Origin of the sequence: Kocuria massiliensis (genome assembly GCF_900169715.1) — a bacterium.
Taxonomy (GTDB): domain Bacteria; phylum Actinomycetota; class Actinomycetes; order Actinomycetales; family Micrococcaceae; genus Rothia; species Rothia massiliensis.
This window is the reverse complement of record NZ_LT835161.1, coordinates 1,006,248-1,029,744: the sequence shown is the minus strand read 5'-3', so window position 1 is coordinate 1,029,744 and position 23,497 is coordinate 1,006,248. Positions and strand designations below refer to the sequence as shown.

General features: G+C 60.6%; 20 protein-coding genes and 2 tRNA genes. 5 read left to right on the top strand and 17 right to left on the bottom strand.

The features are described from left to right. Window positions 1-63: 63 nt before the first annotated feature. From cobA to B9Y51_RS08935, 7 genes are all read right to left on the bottom strand, one after another. Window positions 64-1,386: a uroporphyrinogen-III C-methyltransferase gene (cobA, locus tag B9Y51_RS08965; RefSeq protein WP_053089912.1), complete on the bottom strand. Its 1,323-nt coding sequence runs from the start codon at window positions 1,384-1,386 to the stop codon at window positions 64-66. Then, window positions 1,379-2,752 (bottom strand): sulfate adenylyltransferase subunit 1, encoded by a 1,374-nt coding sequence (locus B9Y51_RS08960; protein ID WP_085529451.1) that lies wholly within the window; start codon window positions 2,750-2,752, stop codon window positions 1,379-1,381. The genes cobA and B9Y51_RS08960 overlap by 8 nt, the downstream gene beginning before the upstream one ends. Continuing rightward, window positions 2,752-3,684, bottom strand: coding sequence for a sulfate adenylyltransferase subunit CysD (cysD, locus tag B9Y51_RS08955; RefSeq protein WP_085529737.1), 933 nt, complete (start codon window positions 3,682-3,684; stop codon window positions 2,752-2,754). The genes B9Y51_RS08960 and cysD overlap by 1 nt, the downstream gene beginning before the upstream one ends. Window positions 3,685-3,710: 26 nt before the next feature. Further along, window positions 3,711-4,415, bottom strand: a complete 705-nt coding sequence (locus B9Y51_RS08950) for a phosphoadenylyl-sulfate reductase (protein ID WP_085529450.1) — start codon at window positions 4,413-4,415, stop codon at window positions 3,711-3,713. Continuing rightward, a complete protein-coding gene (locus B9Y51_RS08945; protein ID WP_085529449.1) occupies window positions 4,412-6,133 on the bottom strand; it encodes a nitrite/sulfite reductase in 1,722 nt (573 codons plus the stop codon). The genes B9Y51_RS08950 and B9Y51_RS08945 overlap by 4 nt, the downstream gene beginning before the upstream one ends. Before the next feature lie 169 nt (window positions 6,134-6,302). Beyond that, complete coding sequence (locus B9Y51_RS08940; protein ID WP_085529448.1) at window positions 6,303-7,043, bottom strand: sirohydrochlorin chelatase; 741 nt, start codon at window positions 7,041-7,043, stop codon at window positions 6,303-6,305. A 3-nt stretch (window positions 7,044-7,046) separates the two neighbouring features. Then, complete coding sequence (locus B9Y51_RS08935; protein WP_048678178.1) at window positions 7,047-7,835, bottom strand: SDR family oxidoreductase; 789 nt, start codon at window positions 7,833-7,835, stop codon at window positions 7,047-7,049. A 119-nt stretch (window positions 7,836-7,954) separates the two neighbouring features. On the opposite strand from B9Y51_RS08935, the gene valS reads away from it, so the two are divergent. Further along, on the top strand, window positions 7,955-10,573 hold the full coding sequence (valS, locus tag B9Y51_RS08930; RefSeq protein WP_085529447.1) for a valine--tRNA ligase: 2,619 nt from the start codon (window positions 7,955-7,957) through the stop codon (window positions 10,571-10,573). A gap of 112 nt (window positions 10,574-10,685) precedes the next feature. After that, a complete protein-coding gene (locus B9Y51_RS08925; protein WP_065424193.1) occupies window positions 10,686-12,137 on the top strand; it encodes an LssY C-terminal domain-containing protein in 1,452 nt (483 codons plus the stop codon). Here B9Y51_RS08925 and B9Y51_RS08920 read toward each other — a convergent pair. The 7 genes from B9Y51_RS08920 to B9Y51_RS08890 all read right to left on the bottom strand — a co-directional run bounded on the left by B9Y51_RS08920 (window position 12,134) and on the right by B9Y51_RS08890 (window position 18,351). Beyond that, a complete protein-coding gene (locus B9Y51_RS08920) occupies window positions 12,134-12,754 on the bottom strand; it encodes a mycothiol-dependent nitroreductase Rv2466c family protein (RefSeq protein ID WP_085529446.1) in 621 nt (206 codons plus the stop codon). The two genes, B9Y51_RS08925 and B9Y51_RS08920, sit on opposite strands and share 4 nt — an antisense overlap. 77 nt (window positions 12,755-12,831) lie before the next feature. Next, window positions 12,832-13,071 (bottom strand): hypothetical protein, encoded by a 240-nt coding sequence (locus tag B9Y51_RS08915; protein ID WP_085529445.1) that lies wholly within the window; start codon window positions 13,069-13,071, stop codon window positions 12,832-12,834. Between the two features lie 437 nt (window positions 13,072-13,508). Further along, window positions 13,509-14,801, bottom strand: a complete 1,293-nt coding sequence (gene clpX / locus B9Y51_RS08910) for an ATP-dependent Clp protease ATP-binding subunit ClpX (protein ID WP_048678170.1) — start codon at window positions 14,799-14,801, stop codon at window positions 13,509-13,511. Window positions 14,802-15,076: 275 nt separating this feature from the next. Beyond that, on the bottom strand, window positions 15,077-15,760 hold the full coding sequence (locus tag B9Y51_RS08905) for an ATP-dependent Clp protease proteolytic subunit (protein WP_085529444.1): 684 nt from the start codon (window positions 15,758-15,760) through the stop codon (window positions 15,077-15,079). Window positions 15,761-15,819: 59 nt separating this feature from the next. Continuing rightward, a complete protein-coding gene (locus tag B9Y51_RS08900) occupies window positions 15,820-16,422 on the bottom strand; it encodes an ATP-dependent Clp protease proteolytic subunit (protein WP_048678593.1) in 603 nt (200 codons plus the stop codon). Between the two features lie 365 nt (window positions 16,423-16,787). Then, window positions 16,788-18,125, bottom strand: coding sequence for a trigger factor (gene tig, locus B9Y51_RS08895; RefSeq protein ID WP_085529443.1), 1,338 nt, complete (start codon window positions 18,123-18,125; stop codon window positions 16,788-16,790). 153 nt (window positions 18,126-18,278) lie between these two features. Continuing rightward, window positions 18,279-18,351: transfer RNA gene (locus tag B9Y51_RS08890), tRNA-Pro, on the bottom strand. Window positions 18,352-18,469: 118 nt separating this feature from the next. On the opposite strand from B9Y51_RS08890, the gene B9Y51_RS08885 reads away from it, so the two are divergent. After that, a tRNA-Gly gene (locus B9Y51_RS08885) sits at window positions 18,470-18,543 on the top strand. Between the two features lie 69 nt (window positions 18,544-18,612). Here the strand turns inward: B9Y51_RS08885 and B9Y51_RS08880 are convergent. Next, entirely contained in the window at window positions 18,613-20,076 is a 1,464-nt protein-coding gene (locus B9Y51_RS08880) for an 8-oxoguanine deaminase (RefSeq protein ID WP_085529736.1), read from the bottom strand. On the opposite strand from B9Y51_RS08880, the gene B9Y51_RS11180 reads away from it, so the two are divergent. Further along, window positions 20,075-20,236, top strand: a complete 162-nt coding sequence (locus B9Y51_RS11180; RefSeq protein ID WP_153245882.1) for a hypothetical protein — start codon at window positions 20,075-20,077, stop codon at window positions 20,234-20,236. The two genes, B9Y51_RS08880 and B9Y51_RS11180, sit on opposite strands and share 2 nt — an antisense overlap. 185 nt (window positions 20,237-20,421) lie before the next feature. Beyond that, complete coding sequence (locus B9Y51_RS08875) at window positions 20,422-22,017, top strand: nucleobase:cation symporter-2 family protein (RefSeq protein ID WP_048678165.1); 1,596 nt, start codon at window positions 20,422-20,424, stop codon at window positions 22,015-22,017. 9 nt (window positions 22,018-22,026) lie between these two features. Here B9Y51_RS08875 and B9Y51_RS08870 read toward each other — a convergent pair whose 3' ends face one another. Both B9Y51_RS08870 and B9Y51_RS08865 read right to left on the bottom strand, forming a co-directional pair. Further along, window positions 22,027-22,917 carry an Fpg/Nei family DNA glycosylase gene (locus B9Y51_RS08870; RefSeq protein WP_085529442.1) on the bottom strand — a complete coding sequence of 297 codons (891 nt, stop codon included), beginning with the start codon at window positions 22,915-22,917 and terminating at the stop codon, window positions 22,027-22,029. A 45-nt stretch (window positions 22,918-22,962) separates the two neighbouring features. Then, on the bottom strand, window positions 22,963-23,457 hold the full coding sequence (locus B9Y51_RS08865) for a ribose-5-phosphate isomerase (RefSeq protein ID WP_085529735.1): 495 nt from the start codon (window positions 23,455-23,457) through the stop codon (window positions 22,963-22,965). Window positions 23,458-23,497: the final 40 nt, after the last annotated feature.

The following is a 23,497-nucleotide window of genomic DNA, read 5'->3' as shown; positions in this document are numbered from 1 at the left end:
GGTACTGCCCGTTCTTCCGGATTGCTCGCCGGTGATCGCCGGGTCTTCGCACCGTCTCTCAGTCTAGGCAGATGGGTCTTTCCTGTCTAACCCTGACGAGGCAAAAATGTTGCTTGTGAGGGTGCGAGCTGAAGCGTCCACCTCGGGGTTTGCGCCGGTGTGGCCCGGATATGCGGGCGAGAGCTTCACGACGTCGCCAATGACCGTGACGGCGGGTGACTCGACGCCGACTTTCGCGGCAATATGGTGGATATTTCCGAGTTGTCCGATCGTGGTGCGCTGGCGGTCGGTCCAGCCTCTTTCCACGATGGCGACCGGGGTGTCTGCGCGGCGTCCCGTGGAGAGGAGGCTTTGGACGAGTGTGGCGAGGGTGCCGACTCCCATGAGGATGACGAGGGTGTGGTCGCTTCCTGAGGGTAGGTGATGGATGTTCTGATGGCCCGTGAGCACGCTGAAGCCTGACGCGATGCCACGGTGGGTCAGGGGTATTCCAGCGGCGGCGGGTACGGAAACGGCTGAAGTAACTCCGGGCACGACCTCCGTGGCAATGCCGTGTTCGGCACAGTATTCAACTTCTTCTCCCCCGCGACCGAAGACGAACGGGTCGCCGCCTTTGAGCCGGACGACCCGCTGCCCTTTCTGTGCTTCTCGGACGAGAATCCGGTTGATCTCATCCTGCGTGACCGGGTGATGTCCTGGTTGTTTGCCCACCTCGATGATGTGCGTCGTCTCCGGGAGCTGGGCGAGCACCTGTCGAGGGCCGAGCCGGTCTGCGACGACGACGTCGGCGCCAGACAAGAGGAAACGTCCGCGAACTGTGAGGAGCCCGGTATCTCCCGGACCGCCGCCCACGAGTGCCACGGTCCCGGGGGCCTGAGCTTCCGGCTGTGGGGCGCTCGTGCGAACGGCTCGGGTAGGAATCTTCCCGGTTTCGAGGGCTCCTTGGATGTGAGCCGCAGCCGTTGCCGCTCGTCGTGGGTCCCGACTGGCGTTGACCCCTACTGTCACGCCATTCCACCGTGCGACGGCGCCGACGTGGGCGCTACCCGCGGTGTCTCCACCTTTGACGCAGAATCTCTTCCGCCGTTCCGCTTCCTCAGCCACGAAATTCTGCGTGTCTGGGGAGGACGTATGTGCGAAGACGAGCCAGGCCGAATCGATATCCGTAGCCCGAACACCTCGCGCGGACCAGGTGAGATCACCGCGCTCGGCCGCACGACGGATCGATTCATCGGCCTCGGGGGCGACCACGTGAACCGTGGCCCGTTCTGCTAGGAGACCCTTGACGCGCCGGGAGGCTACTGGCCCTCCCCCAACAACCAACACTTCGCGGCCTGTGAGAGACAGACCGACGGGATAGGTCGTGGTGTCGCGTGGGCTATTCATGGGTTCCCGCCGGCACATCGGGTGAGCTGTCAGGGGACTGTAGCCGGGAAATTCCGGCTCCCCAGGTGTCTCCACTGTGCGGATCGATGACTAGGAATGAGCCGGTATGTCGGTGATCTTGGTAGTCCTCGATTGGAAGCGGCGCGGCCGTTCGCAGGGTCACGGTCCCGATGTCGTTGAGTCCGAGAGATTCGGCTGGGCGGTCGTCCAGGCCTTCCAGGTCCAATCGTCCGTCGATCGTGGCCACAAGAGCTTTGACGGTCAAGGTTCCGTGCTTGATCAGTACATGGGTCCCTGCCGTCACCTTCCGGTCTGAAAGCCAGGCCAGTTTCGCAGTGAAGCTGTTGCGTGTGACGGGCACGGAGTCCGAAGCACACAAGAGTGTGCCGCGAGCGATATCCAGGTCTGCGTCGATTTCGAGGGTCACGGATTGGGGCGGAAGCGCGACTTCAAGCCGGGTGTTCCCGTTCCAGATGGCGGTGACGCGGGCCGTGCTACCGGAAGCGGCGACCCGAATCTCGTCCCCCACTCGGACGGATCCCGAGGTGACCTGCCCGGTATAGCCTCGAAAATCGCGGAATTCACTGGCGTCGACTCCTGGCGCCACGCCACCCTGCGGTCGAATCACGGACTGCACGGCCATACGGAAGGGTTCTGCCGCGCGCATGAGTCGAGATTGTCCCGGAAGGGTTTCCAGGAGGCTCAGAAGAGTCTGCCCCGTGTACCACGGTGTGCGATCGGAAGTCGTCACGATGTTGTCACCGCGAAGAGCCGAGACGGGGACGGCCCGGAGCCGTTCCTCGACACCCAGTTCCCGGGCGATGTCCTCCAGATCTTGAACGATGGACGTGAAGGTCGCTTCGTCGTAGTCGATCAGGTCGATCTTGTTGACGGCGACGACGACGTGAGGAACCCGTAGGAGACTCGCCACGGCCAGATGGCGGCGAGTCTGTTCTAGGACCCCGTGACGTGCGTCGACGAGCAGGACGACGGCGTCGGCGGTTGAGGCGCCGGTCACGGTGTTCTTGGTGTATTCCACGTGTCCGGGGCAGTCTGCGAGCACAAAATTCCGCGCGTCTGTCGCGAAGTATCGGTACGCCACATCGATCGTGATGCCTTGTTCGCGTTCCGCGCGGAGTCCGTCGGTGAGGAGAGCGAGGTCCAGCCCGTTCTCGTCATCCCCGAATCCACGATCCGCCGAGGTGCGTGCCACGGCGTCGAGCTGGTCCGCCAAAATGGCTTTGGCGTCGTACAGGAGCCTCCCGACGAGAGTCGACTTGCCGTCGTCGACGGAGCCCGCCGTGGCAAACCGGAAGAGAGTACGGGTATCCGCAGACGTCGCGGCGAGGGTATCGGTGCTGCTCATTAGAAATAGCCATCCTTCTTGCGGTCTTCCATTGCGGCCTCTGAGATGCGGTCATCCGCTCGGGTGGCTCCCCGTTCGGTCACTGTCGTCACCGCGACTTCCTTGACGACGTCGTGAGCGGATCTGGCCTCGGACAGGACCGCGCCGGTGCAAGACATGTCGCCGACGGTTCGGTACCGCACGAGTCGAGGCGCGACGGGCTCATCGCCGGTTGGTTGAGAATGCTCGCCCACGGCTCGGATCATGCCGTCACGTTCGAAGGTGTCCCTGACGTGGGCAAAGTACAGCGAAGGAAGGTCGATGTCTTCTCGCTCGATGTAGCGCCATACGTCGAGTTCCGTCCAGTTGGAGAGCGGGAACGCTCGAACGTGCTGTCCGGGCGCGTGACGTCCGTTGTAGAGGTTCCACAGTTCAGGGCGTTGCGATCGCGGGTCCCATTGACCGAAGTCGTCCCGAAGGCTCAAAACTCGTTCCTTGGCCCGAGCTTTGTCTTCATCGCGACGTCCCCCGCCGAATACCGCATCAAAGCCGTTATTGGCGATGGTGTCCAACAAAGGAACGGTTTGCAGGGTGTTTCGCGTGCCGTCGGGGCGTTCCATGAGTTCGCCTCGGTCCAGGTAATCCTGCACCGACGTGACGACCAGGCGGGTTCCAAGACGCTGCGCGGTGCGATCTCGGAAGTCCAGTACTTCGGGGAAATTATGTCCCGTATCTATGTGGACCAGCGGAAAGGGTATCCGCGCCGGGAAGAACGCCTTGGCCGCCAGATGAGTCATCACGACCGAATCTTTACCGCCCGAAAAGAGCATGGCGGGTCGTTCGAACTCGGCGACGACTTCTCGGATGATGTGGATGGCTTCGGCCTCCAGGAGATCGAGGTCGGTTAATTCGACATCGGTTGGGGCCCGGGTGGGGTCGAGGGTTGTGGTCATGGTGTCCTTCGTCAGTCGTGGCTGGTTCACAGGTGAATTCCGCATTCCGTTTTGGAGGAGCCGGCCCAACGGCCGGACCGCGGATCTTCACCCTCAGCTACGGGTCGTGTGCACGGTTCGCACCCGATCGAGGGATACCCGTTGGTGAGCAACATGTTCACGGGTACTTGATGTTCATTCGCGTAGTCGACGAGATCGTCGAAGCTCCAGGTCGCCAGCGGATTAACCTTGATGAGCCGGTGGGAATCGTCCCAGGTGATCAGGGGCGTATTGGTTCGCGTCGGGGCTTCGTCTCGACGAACGCCCGTGAACCACACCTCGTAGCCGCTCAGTGCCTTATTGAGGGGCTCAACCTTGCGCATCCGGCAGCACGCCGCAGGGTCCCTCGCAAAGAGGTCCTTGCCGTACTCGGCGTCCTGCTCGGCCACGGACAATTCCGGGGTGAGGTCGACGACATTGACGTCCAGTTTCTCTTGCACGAGGTCACGGGTCCCGAGGGTTTCACCAAAGTGATATCCGGTGTCGAGGAATAGCACGTCCACGCCTGGCAAACGCTCCGCAACCAAAGCGGGAAGCACGGCGTCGGCCATGGAACATGCCACCGCCACCTGATGAGTGTCGAAATTCTGCGCAACCCAATCGATGACTTCCTCAGCCGCCGCGTTCTCGCCGAGCGCGTGCGAGGCATCCTGTGCTGCTTCTTGCAATCGTGATTCTCGGAGCTGTGTCATACCAGTTCCTCCTCGGTCGCGTGATGTGCCCACTGGGCGAACGACTCGCCGGACGAGTGGCTCGAAATGTAACGCCGGACCACTCGATCGACGTATTCGGCGACGTCGTCGGAGGCGACCTTGAGTCCTCGGACGGTACGGCCGAGCCCTCCAGCGCCGTCGTTGTGATGATCCGCCAAACCCCCGCCCAGGTGGACCTGGAAGCCCGATGTTTGTCCGCCATTGCCATCGGGGATGAGCTGCCCTTTGAGGCCAATGTCGGCTGTCTGGATGCGGGCACACGAGTTCGGGCAGCCGTTGATGTAAAGGGTTAATTGCTCCGGCAACTCCTCTCTCACGTCCGCAAGGCGCCTTTCCAGGTCGTACACGATCCTGGCCGCCGTCGCCTTGGTCTCGACGATCGCGAGCTTGCAAAATTCCAGTCCGGTGCAGGCCATCGTGTCTCGCCGGAAAACCGACGGTGTGGCCTCGAGCCCGAGTTCCCGGGCCTTCTCCACGAACTCGTCCGAAGCGGAAGGATCGATGTCCAGCACCACAACCTTTTGATACGGCGTCGTCCGCAGACGGGAGGTTCCGTACTGTTCCATGAGGTCCGCGAGCGCTCGCAGGGTTCCGCCGTTGACTCGTCCGACGACGGGGCTGAGCCCGATGTAATTTTTGCCGTCCTTTTGGCGGTGCACCCCGACGTGGTCGCCCGGGTGCTGTGGCGTGGGCGGTGCAGGGCCATCGCTCAACTGGTATCCGAGGTATTCGGTTTCTAGGACCTCGCGGAATTTTTCGGGTCCCCAATCTTGCATGAGGAATTTGAGGCGTGCGCGGTTGCGCAGCCGCCGGTATCCGTAGTCACGGAAGATCCGGATGACGCCGTGCCAGACCTCGGGGGCTTGCTCGGGGCGTACGAAGGCTCCAAGCCGCAGGGCCAATTTGGGGTTGGTAGACAATCCGCCGCCGACCCACAGGTCGAATCCGGGACCGTACTCGGGGTGGTCGATTCCGATGAGGGAAATATCGTTGATTTCGTGGACCACGTCTTGGCTCGGGTGGCCGCTGATCGCCGTCTTGAATTTGCGGGGCAGGTTGGACAGCTCGGGATCTCCGATGAAACGGTTTCGGATCTCTTGAATTACTGGGGTGGGGTCGAGGATTTCGTCCTCTGAGACGCCGGCCACGGGTGATCCGAGGATGACGCGGGAGACGTCGCCACATGCTTCGGTTGTGGAGAGGTCGACGTTTTCGAGTCGCCGCCAGATTTCGGGGACGTCTTCGATGCGGATCCAGTGCAGTTGGATGTTTTGCCGGTCGGAGAGGTCCGCGGTACCCCGGGCGAATTCTTCCGAGATACCGGCGATGGTTTGTAGTTGCTCGCGGGTGAGGGTTCCGCCGTCGAGGCGGATTCTCATCATGAAGTAGCGGTCTTCGAGTTCGCGGGTGTCGAGGGTGGCGGTGCGCCCGCCGTCGATTCCTGGACGCCGTTGGGTGTAGAGACCCCACCAGCGGAATCTTCCGTGGAGGTCGTCGTCGGTGATTGCGTCGAAGCCTTCGGCGGCGTAGGTGCTTTCGATGCGTTCGCGCACGTTGAGACCGTTGTCGTCGAGTTTGAATTCTTCATTGTGGTTCATCGGGGCGGTGCCGTCGATTTTCCACTGTGCGTTGGGCTTTTTCGCGCGCCGTTTCGTCGCGTTGTTACTCCCCGCGCTTTCCCGTGTGTCTGAAACCATGATGGAACTCTAGGAACACGGGATGGCTTGGGGAAAGTGCCTCTCAACACGCATCAATACAAGGTCTCGGGAGGTCACAGACCACGTCACGTGGCGTCATGGCTTCGGACATATTGCGGGTCATGTCGCCTGGTCGGCGCTAATGGCAACGGCCGGAATGCGTCCGGGCCTAATCGCGTAATTTTTCGCGGGCTCGGGCCAAGGCTAGGTGTGCGACGAGCTCCAACGATTCTAGGTCGGAGATGTGCAGTAATGGTCCCGCGACGCGTGCGCTGGTGCGCTCCAACCGGTCCTGGAATATTCCCGGTGCCAGGATGTATGAGGAGACGTAGACCGTCCGGTCTCCCCCAGAGCTAAGCTCTTGGATCGCTTCGCTCACGGTCGGTTTCGCCGCCGCACCATACCCCACGCGTACGGGGATACCGAGTTCTTTGCTGAGGAAATCCGCTTGCTTTAGGGCATCGGTCCGCCCAGCGGCGACCGACGAGCCGACGACGCCCATGACCACAGGGTGGTCTCTGTGCCATCCACGCTCTTGGAGCCTGCGAGCCTGCAGCCGCGCCAGATCGGCGGATGGGCCAAGGGGCGCGGAGACGAGCGCTGGCCCTGATCCCTTATCGTGGCCGCCCGATGTTCTCCGTCGCTCCGCCGCACGCATCAGGTCCACGTTCGTGTGAAACCCGGTGGACAGGAGCAGTGGCATCACCAGGCATCGAGAGTCCGGGGGCAAACTTTCGACGACGTCGCCGACTGCCGGCTCCTGAACATCCACGGAGGCCCCGTGTACGGGCCCGTCCGCGAGTTGCGCAATGGTCCGGACGAGTGCGGCCATCGTTTCTTGCCCTCGTGGGTCCCGAGTTCCGTGCCCACACGCCACAAGATGGGTCGATGCTGCACCGTCGTGGTCCATGAGTTACCGATCCGTGGAGCGGATGACTTTGTGCTGGGCCGCTTGCGCGACGGGGCGCATCGTGATCGAGTCCAGGTTAATGTGATGCGGCAATGTCAACGAGAAAACCGCAACTCGCGCAACATCTTCGGCGGTCAACGGTTTGTCGACGCCCTCATAGACCTTCTCAGCGGCGTCTTCGTTACCTCCGAGGCGATTGACCGAAAATTCTTCGGTGTGCACCATGCCCGGAGCCAGCTCCAGGACGCGCACATTATGCTCCGCCTCTTCGAGTCGCAACGCACGCGTCAGGGCCCGTTCACCAAACTTCGCGGCGTTGTAACCGCCTCCGCCCTCATAGGCGGCCTCTGCCGCCGTCGAGGTGAGGTTGAAAATCGTTCCTTCACCGTTGGCACGTAACGCGGGGAGAAAGGCTTGCACCATGTGCAACGTTCCCAGCACGTTCAATCGGTACATCGCCTCCCAATCTTGGGGGTTGCCCTCACCGACGTTGTCCGTGCCGAAGGCCGCACCCGAAATATTGACCAAGGTATCCACGGTCCCCTGTTCTTGGATGACGCGCTCGGCGAGTTCCCGTGCGCCGTCGGCGTCCGTGATATCCAGCGGGTGGGGAATAACGCCGGTTTCCTCGGCCAGGCCTTCCAGACGTTCGACTCGGCGGGCAACCGCATAGACGGTCCAGCCTAGTTCGGCGAGCTGACGGGCCGTTTCACGTCCGATTCCGGAGCTAGCGCCGGTCACGACGGCGACGTGGTGAGAACGATGGGTGGACTGCGCACGTGGTGAGGTCATGAGTCCAGCCTACAAATCACCAGCCCGTCGCGGGTCAAACATTGCACGATACGTACCGGCACGTCATGACGCGTCTCACCGTCCGTATCAGAAAGAGCCGAGCGTGACAGAATGTCCCCATGGCTGAAAACACGCAGGGCACAGACACGCCCACCACAGTGACCGTTCCCGACAAGCCCGGACTCGAAGGGCTCGAGGAAAAATATTCGCGTCAGTGGCGCGAACAAGAAACCTACGCATTTGACGAGAACACCGATCGTGCATCCGTGTACTCGATCGATACGCCGCCTCCGACGGCGTCGGGATCACTTCACGTCGGCCACATGTTCTCCTACACACAGACCGACGTCATCGCGCGCTACCAACGCATGACCGGCAAGAACGTCTTTTACCCCTTGGGCTGGGACGATAACGGTCTGCCCACCGAACGCCGCGTCCAGAACTACTACGGCGTCCGTTGCGACCCCTCCAAGCCCTACATCGAGGGCTATCGTCCCCCGGAGAAGCCCGCCAAGAACCAACGCGACTGGGACGTCATCTCCCGTGCGAACTTCATCGAACTGTGTGAAGAGCTCGCCGTGGACGACGAAAAAGTCTTCGAGCACCTGTTCATGACGCTCGGCCTTTCGGTGGACTGGAAGCGCACGTACCGCACCATTGATGACCACTCCCGCAAGGTTTCCCAGCTCGCTTTCCTCAAAGACCTGGAGGCCGGTAACGCCTACATGGCGGAAGCTCCGACCATGTGGGACGTCACGTTCCGCACCGCGGTCGCGCAGGCGGAGCTCGAGGATAAAGAGCGCGACGGCGCATACCACCGCGTGAGCTTCCACCGCCCCAACGGGGACCCCGTGTGGATCGAAACCACTCGACCCGAGCTGTTGCCTGCCTGTGTCGCTTTGGTGGCTCATCCCGATGACGAGCGGTACCAGGACCTGTTCGGGACGACCGTGACTTCTCCGCTGTTTGGGGTGGATGTTCCGGTCAAGGCCCACACGCTTGCACAACCCGACAAGGGCTCCGGAATCGCCATGATCTGTACGTTCGGTGACACGACCGACGTGACCTGGTGGCGCGAACTCAACTTGGACACCCGTGCGCTCATTGGTCGGGATGGTCGATTCTCCCGTGAAACGCCTGAGTGGATCACCGAACCGTCCGCACGTGAACGGTACGAGCGCCTGGCAGGAGCCACAGTCTTTTCGGCTCAGAAGGCCGTCGTTGAAATGCTCGTTGAGTCCGGCGAGATGGATGGCGATCCCAAGCCCATCAAGCACCCGGTGAAGTTCTACGAAAAGGGCGACAAGCCCCTGGAGATCGTGACTTCGCGCCAGTGGTACATCCGCAATGGCGGACGAGACGCGGACCGTCGGCAAGACCTCATCGAACGCGGCCGCGAAATTCAATGGCATCCAAGCTTCATGCGTTCCCGGTACGAAAATTGGGTCGAAGGGCTCAACGGTGACTGGCTGATCTCCCGTCAGCGGTTTTTCGGCGTTCCCTTCCCGCTGTGGTACGCGCTCGACGACAACGGCGACCCTCAATACGATCGCCCCATTATCCCCGACGAGGCTCAACTGCCCGTCGACCCGGCCGCGCAAGCCCCCAACGGATACCAGGAATCGCAACGTGACCAGCCGGGAGGCTTCACAGCCGACCCCGATGTGCTCGACACCTGGGCCACGTCCTCCCTGACCCCGCAAATCGCCACGGGTTGGGCCGTGAATCCGGACCTCCACAAGGTCACTTTCCCCATGGATCTCCGCCCCCAGGGCCACGACATCATCAGGACCTGGCTATTCAGCTCCGTGGTGCGCGCCGAGACCCTCGCCGGAACGATTCCGTGGACCAACACGGCCCTTTCGGGATGGATCCTTGACCCCGACCGGAAGAAAATGTCCAAGTCGAAGGGCAATGTCGTCGTGCCCGACGAGGTTCTGAAGAATCACGGGGCCGATGCCGTACGGTACTGGGCCGCCTCGGCCCGCTTGGGCGCCGACACCGCCTACGACGAGGGCCAAATGAAAATTGGGCGTCGCTTGGCCATCAAGCTGCTCAACGCCTCGAAGTTCGTGCTCATGCAGGGCGTGGACCAGTCTTCCGTCATCGGCCGTGGAGTATCTGCCGACGTCGTGACTCAAGGCCTCGACCGTTCCCTCTTGGCCCAGCTGCGGCAGGTCATCGAGGCGGCCACCGATGCCTTCAACAACTATGAATACGCTCGGGCATTGCAGTTGACCGAGTCCTTCTTCTGGACCTTCACCGACGACTACGTCGAGCTGGTCAAGGACCGCGCCTATGGCGCTCGCGGGCCGGAAGAGCAGGCCTCGGTGCACGCGGCTCTGGCGACGACACTCGACGCCGTTTTGCGGCTCTTCGCCCCCTTCCTGCCGTTCGCGACCGAAGAAGTGTGGTCTTGGTGGCGGGAAGGCTCGGTGCATCGCTCTTCCTGGCCGACGTCGCAGGGCTGGGACGACGTCGCCTCCGCCGGAGATATCGAGGTGCTCACCGTGGTGGGACAGGCCCTTTCGGGGCTACGCAAGTCCAAGTCGGAAGCCAAGGTCAAGCAACGCACCGAAGTTGCCTCGGCCACCATCTCCGGACCCGCAAGACAGCTGGATCAGCTCCGCGCGGGAATCGGCGATCTCAAGGCAGCCGGCAATGCTCAAGAACTCACGCTGACCGAAGCCGAGGGTGAGCTAGCAGTCTCCGCGGTCGAGCTGATCCCCGGGGAGTAACCAGCAACCCCACCCCCTGGTGGACCACGCACCGGAACCACCTCCGGCAGCCTGCCCGGCAGTCACACACGTGCTGCGGGGCAGGCTTCGGCCGGAAGAAAGCAGGACAAGCATGCGGGACGACCCGAATTACCCCGTCTATCAAGGCGACACCGACAAGACCGGTGAAAGCCGCATCAAACAACAATTTGCCGATGGACGCCGACTCTTCAACGGCTTTTCGGACCAGGTCTACTTCATTTTCGCTGGGTTAGCAGGCCTGTGGCTCGCCGTCGTCTCCCTGACCGAAGCCGTCCACCTGAGCTGGTGGTCCGTGCTCTTTATCTTGATTTTTTGGGCGCTCGCTTCGTACCTGACCCTCCCCCGGATGCACCGCATCCTCACCAACATCTACGTGCCCAACTATTTTTTTGGGCGCACGCAAACGGGCGATGGGCTTCTAGGCGACCCGGTCAACCTCGCGCTCATTGCCGAAGAGGATGACATTCACGAGGCCATGACGCGCGCGGGGTGGACCAAAGCCGAACCTGTGACCCTCAAGAGTTCCTGGCGCATCATCGTGTCCTCCGTACGCAAATCCTCCTACCCAGAAGCACCGGTGAGTCCGCTTCTGCTGTTCGGCCGCCAGCAGGATTTTGCGTACCAGCAAGAGGTCAACGGGAATCCCAGCAAGCGGCACCACGTCCGTTTCTGGAAAACGCCCAAAGACTGGAGCCTCCCCGGCGGCAAAAAGGTCAATTGGCTGGCCGCTGCGACGTACGACAACGCCGTCGGCGTATCCCTGTTCACTTTTCAGGTGACCCACAAGGTCGATTCCGATACCGACCTCGAGCGTGACTACGTCGTCTCCACCATCCAGTACAAGAACCCGGAAGTCACCGAGGACCGGCTCGAGAACTTTATGGGTGACTACAATTCGCGTAACGGTGGCGGTGACGAGATCAAGACCGACGGGCACCTGCCGATCCTTGATCTCGACGAGGTTGTTCCCGGCGATCACGAGAGCGAGTCAGATCGCGATCCCGACCAGAAGCACCGGAACATCGCGGAATTGGCCAAAAAGACGCCGCCCGACGTCTGGATTGCCGGCGCACTCGTCACCCTGGTGGCTCTGTTGCAAATCGTGCGGACCCTCATGCTGTTCTACCGACCCGGTGTTCAGGAGAACCTTTCCACCGATCTGCTGGCATCCGCCGAGAATTTTGGCACCGACACCGGAAGCGACTTCTGGACCTTTGTGGTGGCCGGCGCTTCCCTGGCCATCACCGTGGCCGCGATCCTTCAGGTGTTGCTGGCGATCAACGTGCTGCGAGGCCATAACCGGGCGCGGCAGATCTTGTTGGCGCTGCTGTGCATCAGCTTCATCATCATCGCGGTTCAGATCGTGACCGACACGGGAGATTCCTCCAATGTGTACGCGGTCTTTGTATTGATGGCCAGCCAAGTATTCGCCATGATTTCCTATACCTCAGACGAAGCTCTCAATTACACCTGGGCCAGCACACAAGAAAAGCGCCAGGCCAAGAAGGCCCGGCGCTCTTCGCGAGACTCGTCAGGGAATTAGTCGAAGATGGGTCCGGTGGTCCTGGACCGCTTGAGTTCGAAGAAACCTGGGTACGAGGCCAGGGCCACCGCACCGTCCCACACTCGGCCAGCCTCTTCCCCCTTGGGAGCCGGTGACATCACGGGGCCGAAGAAGGCCGTGCCGTCGATCGAAATGATCGGTACTCCGACGTCGTCGCCCACGAGACCCAAAGCTCGAGCGTTGGATTCACGGAGCTTTTCGTCGTAGACGTCTTGATCCGCGTATTCACCAAGCTCCCCTGGCAGGCCGACCTCCGCGAGGGCCTTGTCGATGGCCTTCCGGTACCGCTGGCGGCTGTCTTCTTCACCCGTGTTCTCTGGGTGGATCGCCGTCCCGACGGCGTCGTAGAACGCTTTGACCTTCTCCTGGCCGGCTTCTTCGCGAACGGCCATGGCCACGCGAGCCGGGCCCACCGAATCATCGATGTGCTTCCGGTATCCGGGGTCGAGGTCCTTGCCCTCGTTGAGGATTGCCAAGCTAAACGGATGCCAGGTCACCTCGACGTCGCGAATCTGGGAGACCTCAGTCATCCACCGGGAGGTCATCCAAGCCCAAGGGCAAATCGGGTCAAACCAGTATTCAGCATGCTGAGTCATGTTTCGTTCTCTCCTGCCAGATTGCTATTCGATGCATCATCGATCTTTCGGAGAGTTCAACGAACGAGCCGTGAGTTTTATGCCCGCCAACGGTGAGTCAATTCACGGGCCACTTGCTCACGACGCTCATCCGAGCTGCGTCCACCGAGCGAGAACTCTCCCCGACGAAGACGGTACGTACCCATGCAATACAGGACTACAGTCAACCCCACGACGACCAGCGAGGCCCATCCGAGAAACGGCTTGATGACCTCTTCGTAGCTAGGGCTCACTCCCCCGGTACCGACCAGAATTCCCAGGGTGAGCCAGGCATACATGAGCCCACCGGCAAACAGCAGAGTCTCGGCGGTAACGGAATCCTTGGTGTGGATCTCATGATCAAATCCCTGACGGCAATCCGCCGCTTACATGACCGCGCGAATACCTCCGATTACGACCGCCATAATGGCAAAGCCACCGGCTTGCTCCGAAGACGAGAGCATCCCGTGATCCCTCAACACGGTGATCACGAAAAAAGATGTCACCAAAAGGAAAATGGAAACAGCAATTCTGACGATACGATGCATCTCATCTCCTCCGGTATTTCTCGTTGAGCCGAGATCTACTTAAGCACGCGCCCGGAGGCCGCTCAAGCTCACCGAAGAATCTTGATCAAACCTTAATCAGAAATACCGGCGACACCCGGTTTGTAACCGGATCGTGACCAAATCATATGATGCATGTCACCATCAAACGCGAATGTGTCGTCCTTTGCCTATGACGCCGATTTCTTCCGATCGTCAGAAACGCGCGTAACCAAGGTAGGCTCCTCGCCGTCGGTGACCACTTTCTCGGTCACAATGACCTGCGCGATCTCCTCCCTGGAGGGAATGTCGAACATGACGGGTTGCAGGAGGTCTTCCAGGATGGCCCTGAGGCCACGGGCACCTGTTCCACGCTGCGCGGCGAGTTCGGCGACGGCACGGACTGCCCCATCCTCAAACTCGAGGTGGACATCGTCCAATGCGAACATGCGCTTATATTGCTTGATGAGAGCGTTTCGGGGTTCCGTGAGAACCCGGCTGAGGGTTTCGACGTCCAAGCCAGAGAGACTGGTGAGGACAGGCAAGCGTCCGATGAATTCAGGAATAAGGCCAAATTTGAGGAGATCTTCCGGAAGAAGCTTCCGGAGAATGTCTGATTCTTTGGAGGCTTCCTGAATCGGAGCTCCGAATCCAATTCCCTTTTTGCCGACGCGCGAACCCACGATTTCTTCCAGGCCGGCAAAGGCGCCAGCAACAATGAACAACACATTGGTGGTGTCGATCTGCAGGAATTCTTGTTGCGGATGTTTACGGCCTCCCTGGGGAGGAACCGCGGCGACGGTGCCTTCCAGAATTTTCAGGAGGGCCTGTTGCACGCCTTCACCGGAGACATCTCGTGTAATCGAGGGATTCTCAGACTTCCGAGAGATCTTGTCGATCTCGTCGATATAGATGATGCCTGTTTCGGCCTTCTTGACGTCGTAGTCGGCGGCCTGAATGAGCTTGAGAAGGATATTTTCGACGTCTTCGCCGACGTAGCCGGCTTCCGTCAGGCTCGTGGCATCGGCCATGGCAAACGGGACGTTGAGCTTCTTAGCAAGCGTCTGGGCTAAATACGTCTTACCGGAGCCGGTGGGGCCCACCAGGAGAATATTCGACTTGGCGAGGTCAACATCCTCGCCACCGGTGGCAAGGAGGGATTCACCGCTCTGTGGCGTGACGGAATCCTTGGCCTGAATTCGTTTGTAGTGGTTGTACACCGCTACCGACAGTGCCCGCTTGGCGGGCTCTTGTCCGATGACGAATTCCTGCAGATATTCGAAAATCTCTCGAGGCTTGGGCAACTCCATCGACGTAATCTCGGCCACCTCGGCCAGCTCTTCTTCGATGATCTCGTTGCACAGCTCAATGCACTCGTCACAGATGTACACGCCGGGTCCCGCGATGAGCTTCCGCACCTGCTTTTGGGACTTTCCACAGAAAGAACACTTTAGGAGGTCGGTGCTTTCACCGATTCTCGACATGCTGGCTCCTCATTCCTGAAGGTGGTGCGTCGCGAATCTTCGCCGTCTCCGTGCGGCGTACATGACTCGCCCTCCTAGGCTACATGCTGAAGCACCTTGTGACGCTCTCCTCGGCAAGTTTGCCGGCAAGGTTCACCAGGAGTTTTAGAGCTTCACACGGTGCGTCACACTGCGGCGCGTGAGGTCACCGTGAGCACGACGACGGCGTCGGCCCCGGCGTGTTTCCGGGTTCCGACGCCGTCTCGTTGCGACACATGATGTCGCCCATTCGGTGACTAGTCCGCCGTGTTGATCTGCGGCTTATTGATCTTTCGCGAATCCAAGACCTGATCGATCAGTCCGTAGTCCAAGGCGTCCTTGGCGGTCAGAATCTTGTCTCGCTCGATGTCCTTATTCACCTCGGCGGATTTCTTCCCGGAGTGCAAAGCGAGGGTGTCCTCCAACCAGGTGCGCATGCGCATGACCTCATTGGCGTGAATCTCGATGTCCGACGCCTGACCACCCTGCTGACCGGCCAAAGCGGGCTGATGAATCAGCACGCGGGCGTTCGGCAAGGCCAAACGCTTGCCGGGAGTACCCGCGGCCAGAAGCACGGATGCGGCCGAAGCGGCCTGGCCCAGGCATACGGTCTGAATCTCCGGCCGGATGTACTGCATCGTGTCGTAAATGGCCGTCATCGCGGTGAAGGAACCGCCCGGCGAGTTGATGTACATCGTAATGTCGCGATCAGGGTCCTGGGCCTCCAGAACCAAGAGCTGAGCCATGATGTCGTCGGCACTCGCGTCGTCAACCTGTACACCGAGGAAGATGATGCGATCCTCGAAGAGCTTCGCATACGGATCCTGGCGCTTGTAGCCGTAGGGAGTCCGCTCCTCGAAGCTCGGAAGCACGTATCGGTTGCTGGGCATCTCAACGCCGGCGGCCTGGGGCCCCTGCGGCTGCGGTGAAGTGAAGTTCATGAGTGTTTCTCCTCCAAAAATCTTTGACGTGGTCTCCGGGCATAACGCCGCGGTATGCCCTACTTCTCGTCCTTGAGCGTTCCGCCGCCACCGGCCACGGAGTTGGCGCTCTGCGCAATGTGGTCAAAGAATCCGTATTCGAGGGCCTCGTCGGCCGTAAACCAGTTGTCCCGGTCGTTGTCTTCCAGAATCTGTTCCACGGTCTTGCCCGTTTGCTCGGCGGTGAGTTCCGAGAGCCGACGCTTCATGGAGAGGATCAATTCGGCCTGGGTCCGGATATCGGACGCGGTACCCCCAATGCCGCCCGAAGGCTGGTGCATGAGGATACGAGCGTTCGGCGTGGCGTAGCGCTTCCCCGGGGTTCCGGAGGAGAGCAAGAACTGCCCCATCGAGGCCGCCATGCCGGTGGCAATGGTTACGACGTCGTTCGGAATCAACTGCATCGTGTCGTAGATGGCCATGCCCGCCGTGATCGATCCACCCGGCGAGTTAATGTACAGGTAGATGTCTGAGCTGGGATCCTCAGAGGACAGCAAGAGCATCTGGGAGCAGATGAGGTTGGCGTTGTCGTCACGGACCTCCGAACCCAACCAAATGATGCGTTCTTTGAGGAGACGGTTATATACGTGGTCGTCCTGACCGTTTCCTGCTTCCCGACTCATCATGGGACGGCCGCTGGATGTATCCCGCGCGGTGCTCTCGCCGTAAGGAAGGTTATGAGCCATGGTGCTATTGACCTCTCTCGATGTTCGACGTCGCCCACCTCGTAAAAACACATCGGGTGGGCCTCGTATGCTGCCTTCGACACTAGTAGTCGTTGGCCCTTCAGGCCTGGGTACTCCTCAATAGTTCGCTGTTGGCGTTCCAGTTAACCGTCTCGGCCGACATGGTTTCGCTGTCGGCCCTTTCCGAGCCGACGTTGCAACGTACGCCAAAGGCGCCCCACCGAAACCCGGTGGGGCGCCTTCATGAGGTGAATGTCGCGCAACCCTGTGTGTGCTGAGGGCCGCGCTCCAAAGCCTAGGAGTTAGGAAGCGTCCGCTTCGGAGTCCTTCTCAGCTTCGACGGTCTCGCCGTCGCCCTGCGGCTTGATGTAGGAGGAGAGGTCCACGGAGTTACCCTCGGTGTCCACGACCTCTGCCTTCTCCAACACGCTGGCCAGCGCCTTGGAGCGGCGAACCTCGCCGACCATCATGCCGGCCTGACCGGAGGAATCCAGCATCTGAGCGAACTGGTTCGGGTCCATGCCGTACTGCGAAGACATCGAAATGATGTAGTCGATCAGTTCGGACTGCTCGACGCCGACCTCTTCCTTATCGGCGATCGCGTCCAACACGACCTCGTTACGGAATGCACGCTCGGTGTTCTCCCGAACCTCGGCGCGGTGCTCCTCAGTGTCGTGGTCCTGCTCGGAGTTCTCCTGCTTGAAGTGCTGCTCCATCTGGTCTTCGATGACCTTCTCCGGGACCGGCACCTCGACCAATTCGAGGAGGCGCTCGAGAACCTTGTCGCGAGCGGCGTTACCCTGCTCGACGACCTTGCCCTGAGCGGCCTGCTTCTTCAGGTCTTCCTTGAGCTCTTCGATCGTGTCGAATTCGGAAGCCATCTGAGCGAACTCGTCATCGGCCTCGGGAAGCTCGCGCTCCTTGACGGCGGTGACCTTAACCTTGACGGTCGCGGCCTCGCCCGAGTGCTCGCCACCAGCGAGAGTGGTCTCGAAGGTCGCATCCTCGTCGGCGGAGAGGCCAGTAATGGCTTCGTCCAATCCGTCGAGCATGGTGCCAGCGCCCACCTGGTAGGAGAGATCGTTCGCGGCGTCGACCTCTTCGTCACCGATCATGGCGTTGAGATCGAGGGTCACGAAGTCATCTTCAGCGGCGGGACGGTCTACGGCCTTCAGCGTTCCGAAACGGCCGCGGAGCTCGTCGAGCGCCTTCTGCTCGTCTTCGGCGGTGACCTCTGCGGCGTCGACCTCGACCTTAAGGCCGGAGTAATCCGGCAACTCAACCTCGGGGCGAACAACAACCTGAATCGACACGGAGACGTCCGCTTCGCGAGCGTTCTCTTCGGGCTTCTGCTGAACCTCGACCTCGGGCTGAGCCAGCGGGGTCAGCTCATTTTCGGTCAAGGCCTGCTGGTAGAAACCGTTCAGGCCCTCGTTGAGGGCATTCTCGACGACGAAATCGAAGCCGACGCGCTGCTCAATGAGCTGGTTCGGAATCTTTCCCTTGCGGAAGCCCGGCATCTGGATCTGCTCAGCCAGTTCCTTGTACGTCTTGGAGAGAAACGGCTTGAATTCCTCGAAAGGAACATCCACCTGGATCTTGGCCAGGGTCGGGTTCAGTTTCTCGACGGCGGTCTTCACTTCCGTTGATCTCCTACAAGTCGGGGACGGTTTCCGTCCGGCGGGGTGCCGGACGTGTCGAATTGCTCTGCAATCTTCAGGTGTCAGAGTCACACCGTAAGCGGCACAGATACAGCGAAGTCGGCCGTATCCACCAGAGCCGGTGTTCCAACGTCGGGGCGACAGGACTCGAACCTGCGATCTCCTGCTCCCAAAGCAGGCGCGCTAGCCACTGCGCTACGCCCCGTGAGGCAAAGGCTAGTTTATGCGCCAAATCGGGAATCCGCGAATTTTTCCCGCGACACGGTTCAGAGGCGGATTTGACGAACCGTTCTCGATTGGGGTTATATAGTCGAGGTTCGCACGGGGATGTAGCTCAATGGTAGAGCCTCAGTCTTCCAAACTGATTACGCGGGTTCGATTCCCGTCATCCCCTCCACGTAGGTCACAAGGCCCCAACTTCAGTGAAGTTGGGGCCTTGTGCTTTAACCAGCCGGACGCTCCCGTACTACTGATGAACCAGCCGAAAGGCTTCTTCTCGGTGTTCGGCCATCAAAGCATCCCGATCCAATCCGATGGCTCGACCGTCCATCACCTTCCACTGGCCCGCCACCATCACACGATCGGCCTTCTCCGCGCCGCACAACACCAGCGCGGCAAGTGGGTCATGTGCCCCGGAAAAGGCGAAGCCATCGAGCCGGAACATGGCCAGATCGGCTTGCCGCCCCACTTCGATACTCCCAATATCCTGGCGCCCGAGCGCGCGTGCTGAACCACGCGTCCCCCAGTCCAAAACTCGTTGACTCGTCACCCGCTCGGTGCCGAAGCGTAGTCGTTGAAGATACAGGGCCTGACGCACTTCTCGTATCAGGTTGGATGCGTCGTTGGACGCCGACCCGTCGACCCCAAGTCCCACCGCAACTCCCGCCTCCTCGAGATCGACGGCTCGGGCAATCCCGGAGGCCAGCCGCATATTAGACGTCGGGCAGTGCGCCACAGAGACGCCCGCCCTACCGAGCCGGGCGATCTCCTCGTCATCAAAATGTACGCCGTGGGCCAACCACGTTCTGCCTCCGAGCCATCCCACGGAATCCAGGTAATCCACCGTTCGGAGGCCAAACCGTTCCCTGCAAAAGTCCTCTTCGTCGAGGGTTTCGGCCAGGTGGGTGTGCAAACGAACATCGAGTTCTTGTGCCAAGTCGGCGCTGTCTCGCATCAGGTGCGTGGTCACCGAGAAAGGGGAACACGGAGCCAAGGCGATCTGCACCTGAGCCCCTGAACCACGTTCGTGGTAGCTATTCACGAGACGCCGCGAGTCCTCCAGGATCACTTCCGCGTCCTGGACGGTGTTTTGAGGCGGCAGTCCCCCTTCGTTCTCGCCCAGCGACATGGAACCGCGAGTCAGCGTCGCCCTCATGCCCAAGCGACGCACCACCTCCACCTGGATGTCGATGGCATGTTCCAACCCATCCGGAAAAAGGTAGTGATGATCGGATGTCGTCGTACAACCAGATTCGAGCAGTTCCGCCATGGCGACCGTTGTTGCCACCTCCAAGGCACGAGGTGTGAGGCGAGCCCACACGGGATAGAGGTTGGTTAACCAGCCGAAAAGAGGCAGGTCGGCCACGGGTGCCCATGCACGGGTGAGGGTTTGGTAAAAGTGATGATGCGAATTGACGAGGCCTGGCGTCACCACATGTTCGCTCGCGTCAACGATTTGCCTCAGCGACGTCGGACCCCCGGTTGGTTCGCCACCGGCCGGCACGAGTTCCACAATGGTTCCCGAGCTGAGGTCGACCACGATTCCTCGTGCCGCTGAGGACGAATCCACGCCGCGCCCCAGATGAATCGCGAGGGGGTCCTTAATCCAGACGGTCGAGGATCGCGAGCCTCCATACCTCTCCGGATCGGCCACACCATGCGCGGTGACCTCCACGCGGGATTCGTTCTTCAACTCATGTTGCTTCACCATGTCAGTCGCCTTCCACGTCATTGCTGCGGTCTATTTCGACCTTGGAGTGGCGACTGAGATGGGACCAGAAGCCACCAGCTCAGGTTTTACGGCGTCTGCTACTCCGCCGGCCTTCGAAGTTGACGTCGGAATCTCCCTCGACAGGCAGCAAGAACTCTAACAGGTGTTCAAAATCACTAAAAGTCCTTGTCAACTCACCTCGGGCGATCTACGATTTTACGATAAGAAAACTTGGTTTCGTATTACGGAATACATAACAGTCCGGTGCAGCTCTTAGACTCCCGCCTCCCCCAGAGTTTGGCGTGTGAAGCCATCGCTGCGCATCACCCTCGATGGAGAGTTCAGATGTCGGCTTCCAAGCAATCCACCACCCAGCCCCCAGAAACCACGAAGCGTCCGGAAGATGAGCGTTTACCCGTCGCTGATTCCTTCGCCTACGGACTCCAACACGTCCTCACGATGTACGGCGGCATCATTGCCGTTCCCCTGATCATCGGAAACGCCGCGGGCCTCGACAGCAGTGGCATCAGCGTGTTGATTGCTTCGTGTCTGTTCATGGGTGGTCTCGCGACGATCCTTCAATCCTTTGGCGTTCCGTTTTTCGGGTCCAAGCTGCCCTTGGTTCAAGGCGTGTCCTTCTCCGGCGTCGCCACGATGACGTCGATTCTCGCGGCCGGCGATGGACTTCAAGGCGTCTTCGGCGCGGTCATTGTGGCCTCAGTTATTGGTCTGATCGTCGCCCCCGCATTTGCTCGCATCGTGAAGTTTTTCCCGCCCGTGGTCACGGGAACCGTCATCACGACCATTGGCCTGTCTTTGATGCCAGTTGCCGCGGGATGGGCCATGGGCGGCGATGCGGAAGCGAGCGACTACGGCAGCGCCCGGAATATTCTCATCGCCGTCGGAACACTGGCCGTGGTGCTGATTCTGAGCCGAATACCTGTCCCGATGATCTCTCGTTTGTCCATCCTCCTCGCGATCGTCATCGGCACGGTGGTGTCCCTAATTTTCGGTTGGACCGACTTTTCGGGCGTGCTCGACCGGGGAATTGTCGCTTTCCCTCAGCCTTTCGCTTTTGGCCTCCCGACGTTCTCCATAGCCGCGATCATCTCGATGTTCATCGTCATCATCGTGACCTTTGCCGAAACCACCGCAGACATCATTGCCGTGGGTGGGATCGTCCGGACGAAAGTGGATTCTCGACGGATCGCCAATGGCTTGCGTGCCGACATGCTGTCCTCTGCGGCTTCTCCGGTTTTCAATTCGTTCACCCAATCGGCCTTCGCCCAGAATGTCGGGCTCGTGGCAATCACCGGAGTCAAGTCCCGGTTCGTGACGGTCGCCGGTGGCGTCATCCTGGTACTGCTGGGGCTGCTACCTGTCATGGGCGGTGTGGTAGCCGCCGTGCCGTCCCCGGTGCTGGGCGGGGCCGGCGTCGTCCTCTTTGGCACGGTTGCGGCATCGGGCATCCGCACGTTGTCCAAGGTCGAATACGAGGGCAATCTCAATATGATCATTGTTGCCGTGTCGTTGGCTTTCGGCCTCATTCCCGTCGTCGAGCCGAATTTTTACCACAGCTTCCCCTCCTGGATCGGCATCATCTTCCATTCGGGAATCTCTTCGGCGACCCTCATGGCGGTGCTTCTGAACCTCGTCTTCAATCACCTCGGAGGCCAGGATCAAGACCGTTCGGATCGCTCGGTTTTCGTCGCCGGTACCGGGCGCGTGATTCGTTGGGACGATCTCGAGAAACTCATCAATGACGAGGCCTTGCTTGCCGAAGGCGACACCATCACGGATGTCACGATCGTGGACTCACAGGGAAAAGAGGTTCCCGTGGTGACGGCCCGTCAGCACAAGATCGTCGTCGAAGCGGCGGAACATGGCCAGGTGAGGTGCCAAGAGGACATCCGCCGCGTCATCGACGAGAACGAGGAATAGCAGGAATGGCTAGGCCTGACAGGTCCGGCACCAATACAGCTTCCGTCCGGCCATGTCCTCAACGACGACGGAACGTTCTCCGCACACGCGACAGGTTTGACTTGCCCTCCCATATACGTAGTGAGCATGGTCTGGCCAAGCATCGGCGGCATCTAGGCCGGATCGGTGCTCTGGGGCCGTCGTGACGATGCGGCCGAGTTCCACCCCCGCGCTCATGAGCTTGGCCGTATCGCGCCACAGCAAGTCGATCTGGGCGTCGGACAGCTCGCAGGCCGCGCGGTGTGGATTGAGGCCAGCCCGAAAGAGCGCCTCCGCACGATAGATATTGCCAATACCCGCGATGGCCTTCTGGTCCATCAGGACCGCGGCGATGGGGCGCGAGGTTCGGGCGCAGGATTGATGAAATGGGGTCGGGTCAGCCTCGGGGTTTAGAGGGTCCGGCCCGAGTTGACGCAAAACCTCGGCAACCCCAGTAGGCTCCAGGATCCGACAGGTCGTGGCTCCCACGAGGTCGGCCCATCCATGCTCGGACTCGAGGCGGACGCGGGTCGTCGGGCGAGGCGGTGGCGGACCGTGATAATTCTGCCCCGTGGACTCGTCGGCATGTTCCCGTTCCCCGATCTTTCTGGGCGCCCCAATAGAGGAGGCAGCCCGAAAAGTCTCGTCGCCACCAAATGTCCAGGCACCATACATTCCCAGGTGTACGTTGAGGGTCAGCCGTTGATCGAACTCCAGAAAGAAATGTTTTCCGACGGCGCGGGACGATACGGCCGTGGCGCCGTCGATGAGCGCCGCTCCCTCGGCGAACCGCCCCTGAGGACTCGTGGCACGGAGCTTCCACCCCACCATGACGTCCTGGAATTGACGGGCGAGACGATGAATCGAGTGCCCCTCGGGCATGGCTAGTCCGTGCCCGTACGGTTGGCGAGAGCCACGACGGAAAAGTTAGTCATCCGAATCGAGGTGGTGGCCAGCGATGCGCCCCGTATTTTCGTACTCTTCCATTTGCCCAATGCGCCGTGCGTGGCGCTCCTCGCCCGAAAATTCGGTCGAGAGGAAAACTTTAATGATCTCCAGGGCTTCTTCGACAGTGTGTTGACGGCCGCCGACGGCGACAATGTGTGCGTCGTTATGCTCGCGAGCCAGTGCGGCCGTCTCGTGATTCCATGCAAGGGCCGCGCGAATACCCCGAACTTTATTAGCGGCCATTTGCTCACCATTTCCCGAGCCGCCGAGGACGATACCGAGGGAATCGAGCCCGCGTTCCCTGTCGGCGCGAACGCCCAGAGCCGCATTAATGCAGAAACTCGGGTAATCATCGAGAGGGTCGTATTCCCTCGGTCCGTGGTCCACGAGATCGTATCCGAGGCTCGTCAACGATTCGACGAGGAAGCGGCTCGTTTCGAGCCCTGCATGATCGGTGGCTATATGTACACGCACGTTGGTATCCGTCCTCAGAGAATTGATGCTGACATCGTGT

Excerpts from the sequence above, each read along its gene's own strand:
- B9Y51_RS08940 (WP_085529448.1), bottom strand. The coding sequence starts at position 7,043 with ATGGACCACGACGGTGCAGCATCGACCCATCTTGTGGCGTGTGGGCAC.
- B9Y51_RS08870 (WP_085529442.1), bottom strand. The coding sequence starts at position 22,917 with ATGCCCGAGGGGCACTCGATTCATCGTCTCGCCCGTCAATTCCAGGAC.
- B9Y51_RS08880 (WP_085529736.1), bottom strand. The coding sequence starts at position 20,076 with ATGGTGAAGCAACATGAGTTGAAGAACGAATCCCGCGTGGAGGTCACC.
- B9Y51_RS08950 (WP_085529450.1), bottom strand. The coding sequence starts at position 4,415 with ATGACACAGCTCCGAGAATCACGATTGCAAGAAGCAGCACAGGATGCC.
- cysD (WP_085529737.1), bottom strand. The coding sequence starts at position 3,684 with ATGACCACAACCCTCGACCCCACCCGGGCCCCAACCGATGTCGAATTA.
- B9Y51_RS08945 (WP_085529449.1), bottom strand. The coding sequence starts at position 6,133 with ATGGTTTCAGACACACGGGAAAGCGCGGGGAGTAACAACGCGACGAAA.
- B9Y51_RS08935 (WP_048678178.1), bottom strand. The coding sequence starts at position 7,835 with ATGACCTCACCACGTGCGCAGTCCACCCATCGTTCTCACCACGTCGCC.
- clpX (WP_048678170.1), bottom strand. The coding sequence starts at position 14,801 with ATGTCGAGAATCGGTGAAAGCACCGACCTCCTAAAGTGTTCTTTCTGT.
- B9Y51_RS08920 (WP_085529446.1), bottom strand. The coding sequence starts at position 12,754 with ATGACTCAGCATGCTGAATACTGGTTTGACCCGATTTGCCCTTGGGCT.
- B9Y51_RS08915 (WP_085529445.1), bottom strand. The coding sequence starts at position 13,071 with ATGTATGCCTGGCTCACCCTGGGAATTCTGGTCGGTACCGGGGGAGTG.
- cobA (WP_053089912.1), bottom strand. The coding sequence starts at position 1,386 with ATGAATAGCCCACGCGACACCACGACCTATCCCGTCGGTCTGTCTCTC.
- valS (WP_085529447.1), top strand. The coding sequence starts at position 7,955 with ATGGCTGAAAACACGCAGGGCACAGACACGCCCACCACAGTGACCGTT.
- B9Y51_RS08875 (WP_048678165.1), top strand. The coding sequence starts at position 20,422 with ATGTCGGCTTCCAAGCAATCCACCACCCAGCCCCCAGAAACCACGAAG.
- B9Y51_RS08905 (WP_085529444.1), bottom strand. The coding sequence starts at position 15,760 with ATGAACTTCACTTCACCGCAGCCGCAGGGGCCCCAGGCCGCCGGCGTT.
- B9Y51_RS08900 (WP_048678593.1), bottom strand. The coding sequence starts at position 16,422 with ATGAGTCGGGAAGCAGGAAACGGTCAGGACGACCACGTATATAACCGT.
- B9Y51_RS08960 (WP_085529451.1), bottom strand. The coding sequence starts at position 2,752 with ATGAGCAGCACCGATACCCTCGCCGCGACGTCTGCGGATACCCGTACT.
- B9Y51_RS11180 (WP_153245882.1), top strand. The coding sequence starts at position 20,075 with ATGTCAGTCGCCTTCCACGTCATTGCTGCGGTCTATTTCGACCTTGGA.
- B9Y51_RS08925 (WP_065424193.1), top strand. The coding sequence starts at position 10,686 with ATGCGGGACGACCCGAATTACCCCGTCTATCAAGGCGACACCGACAAG.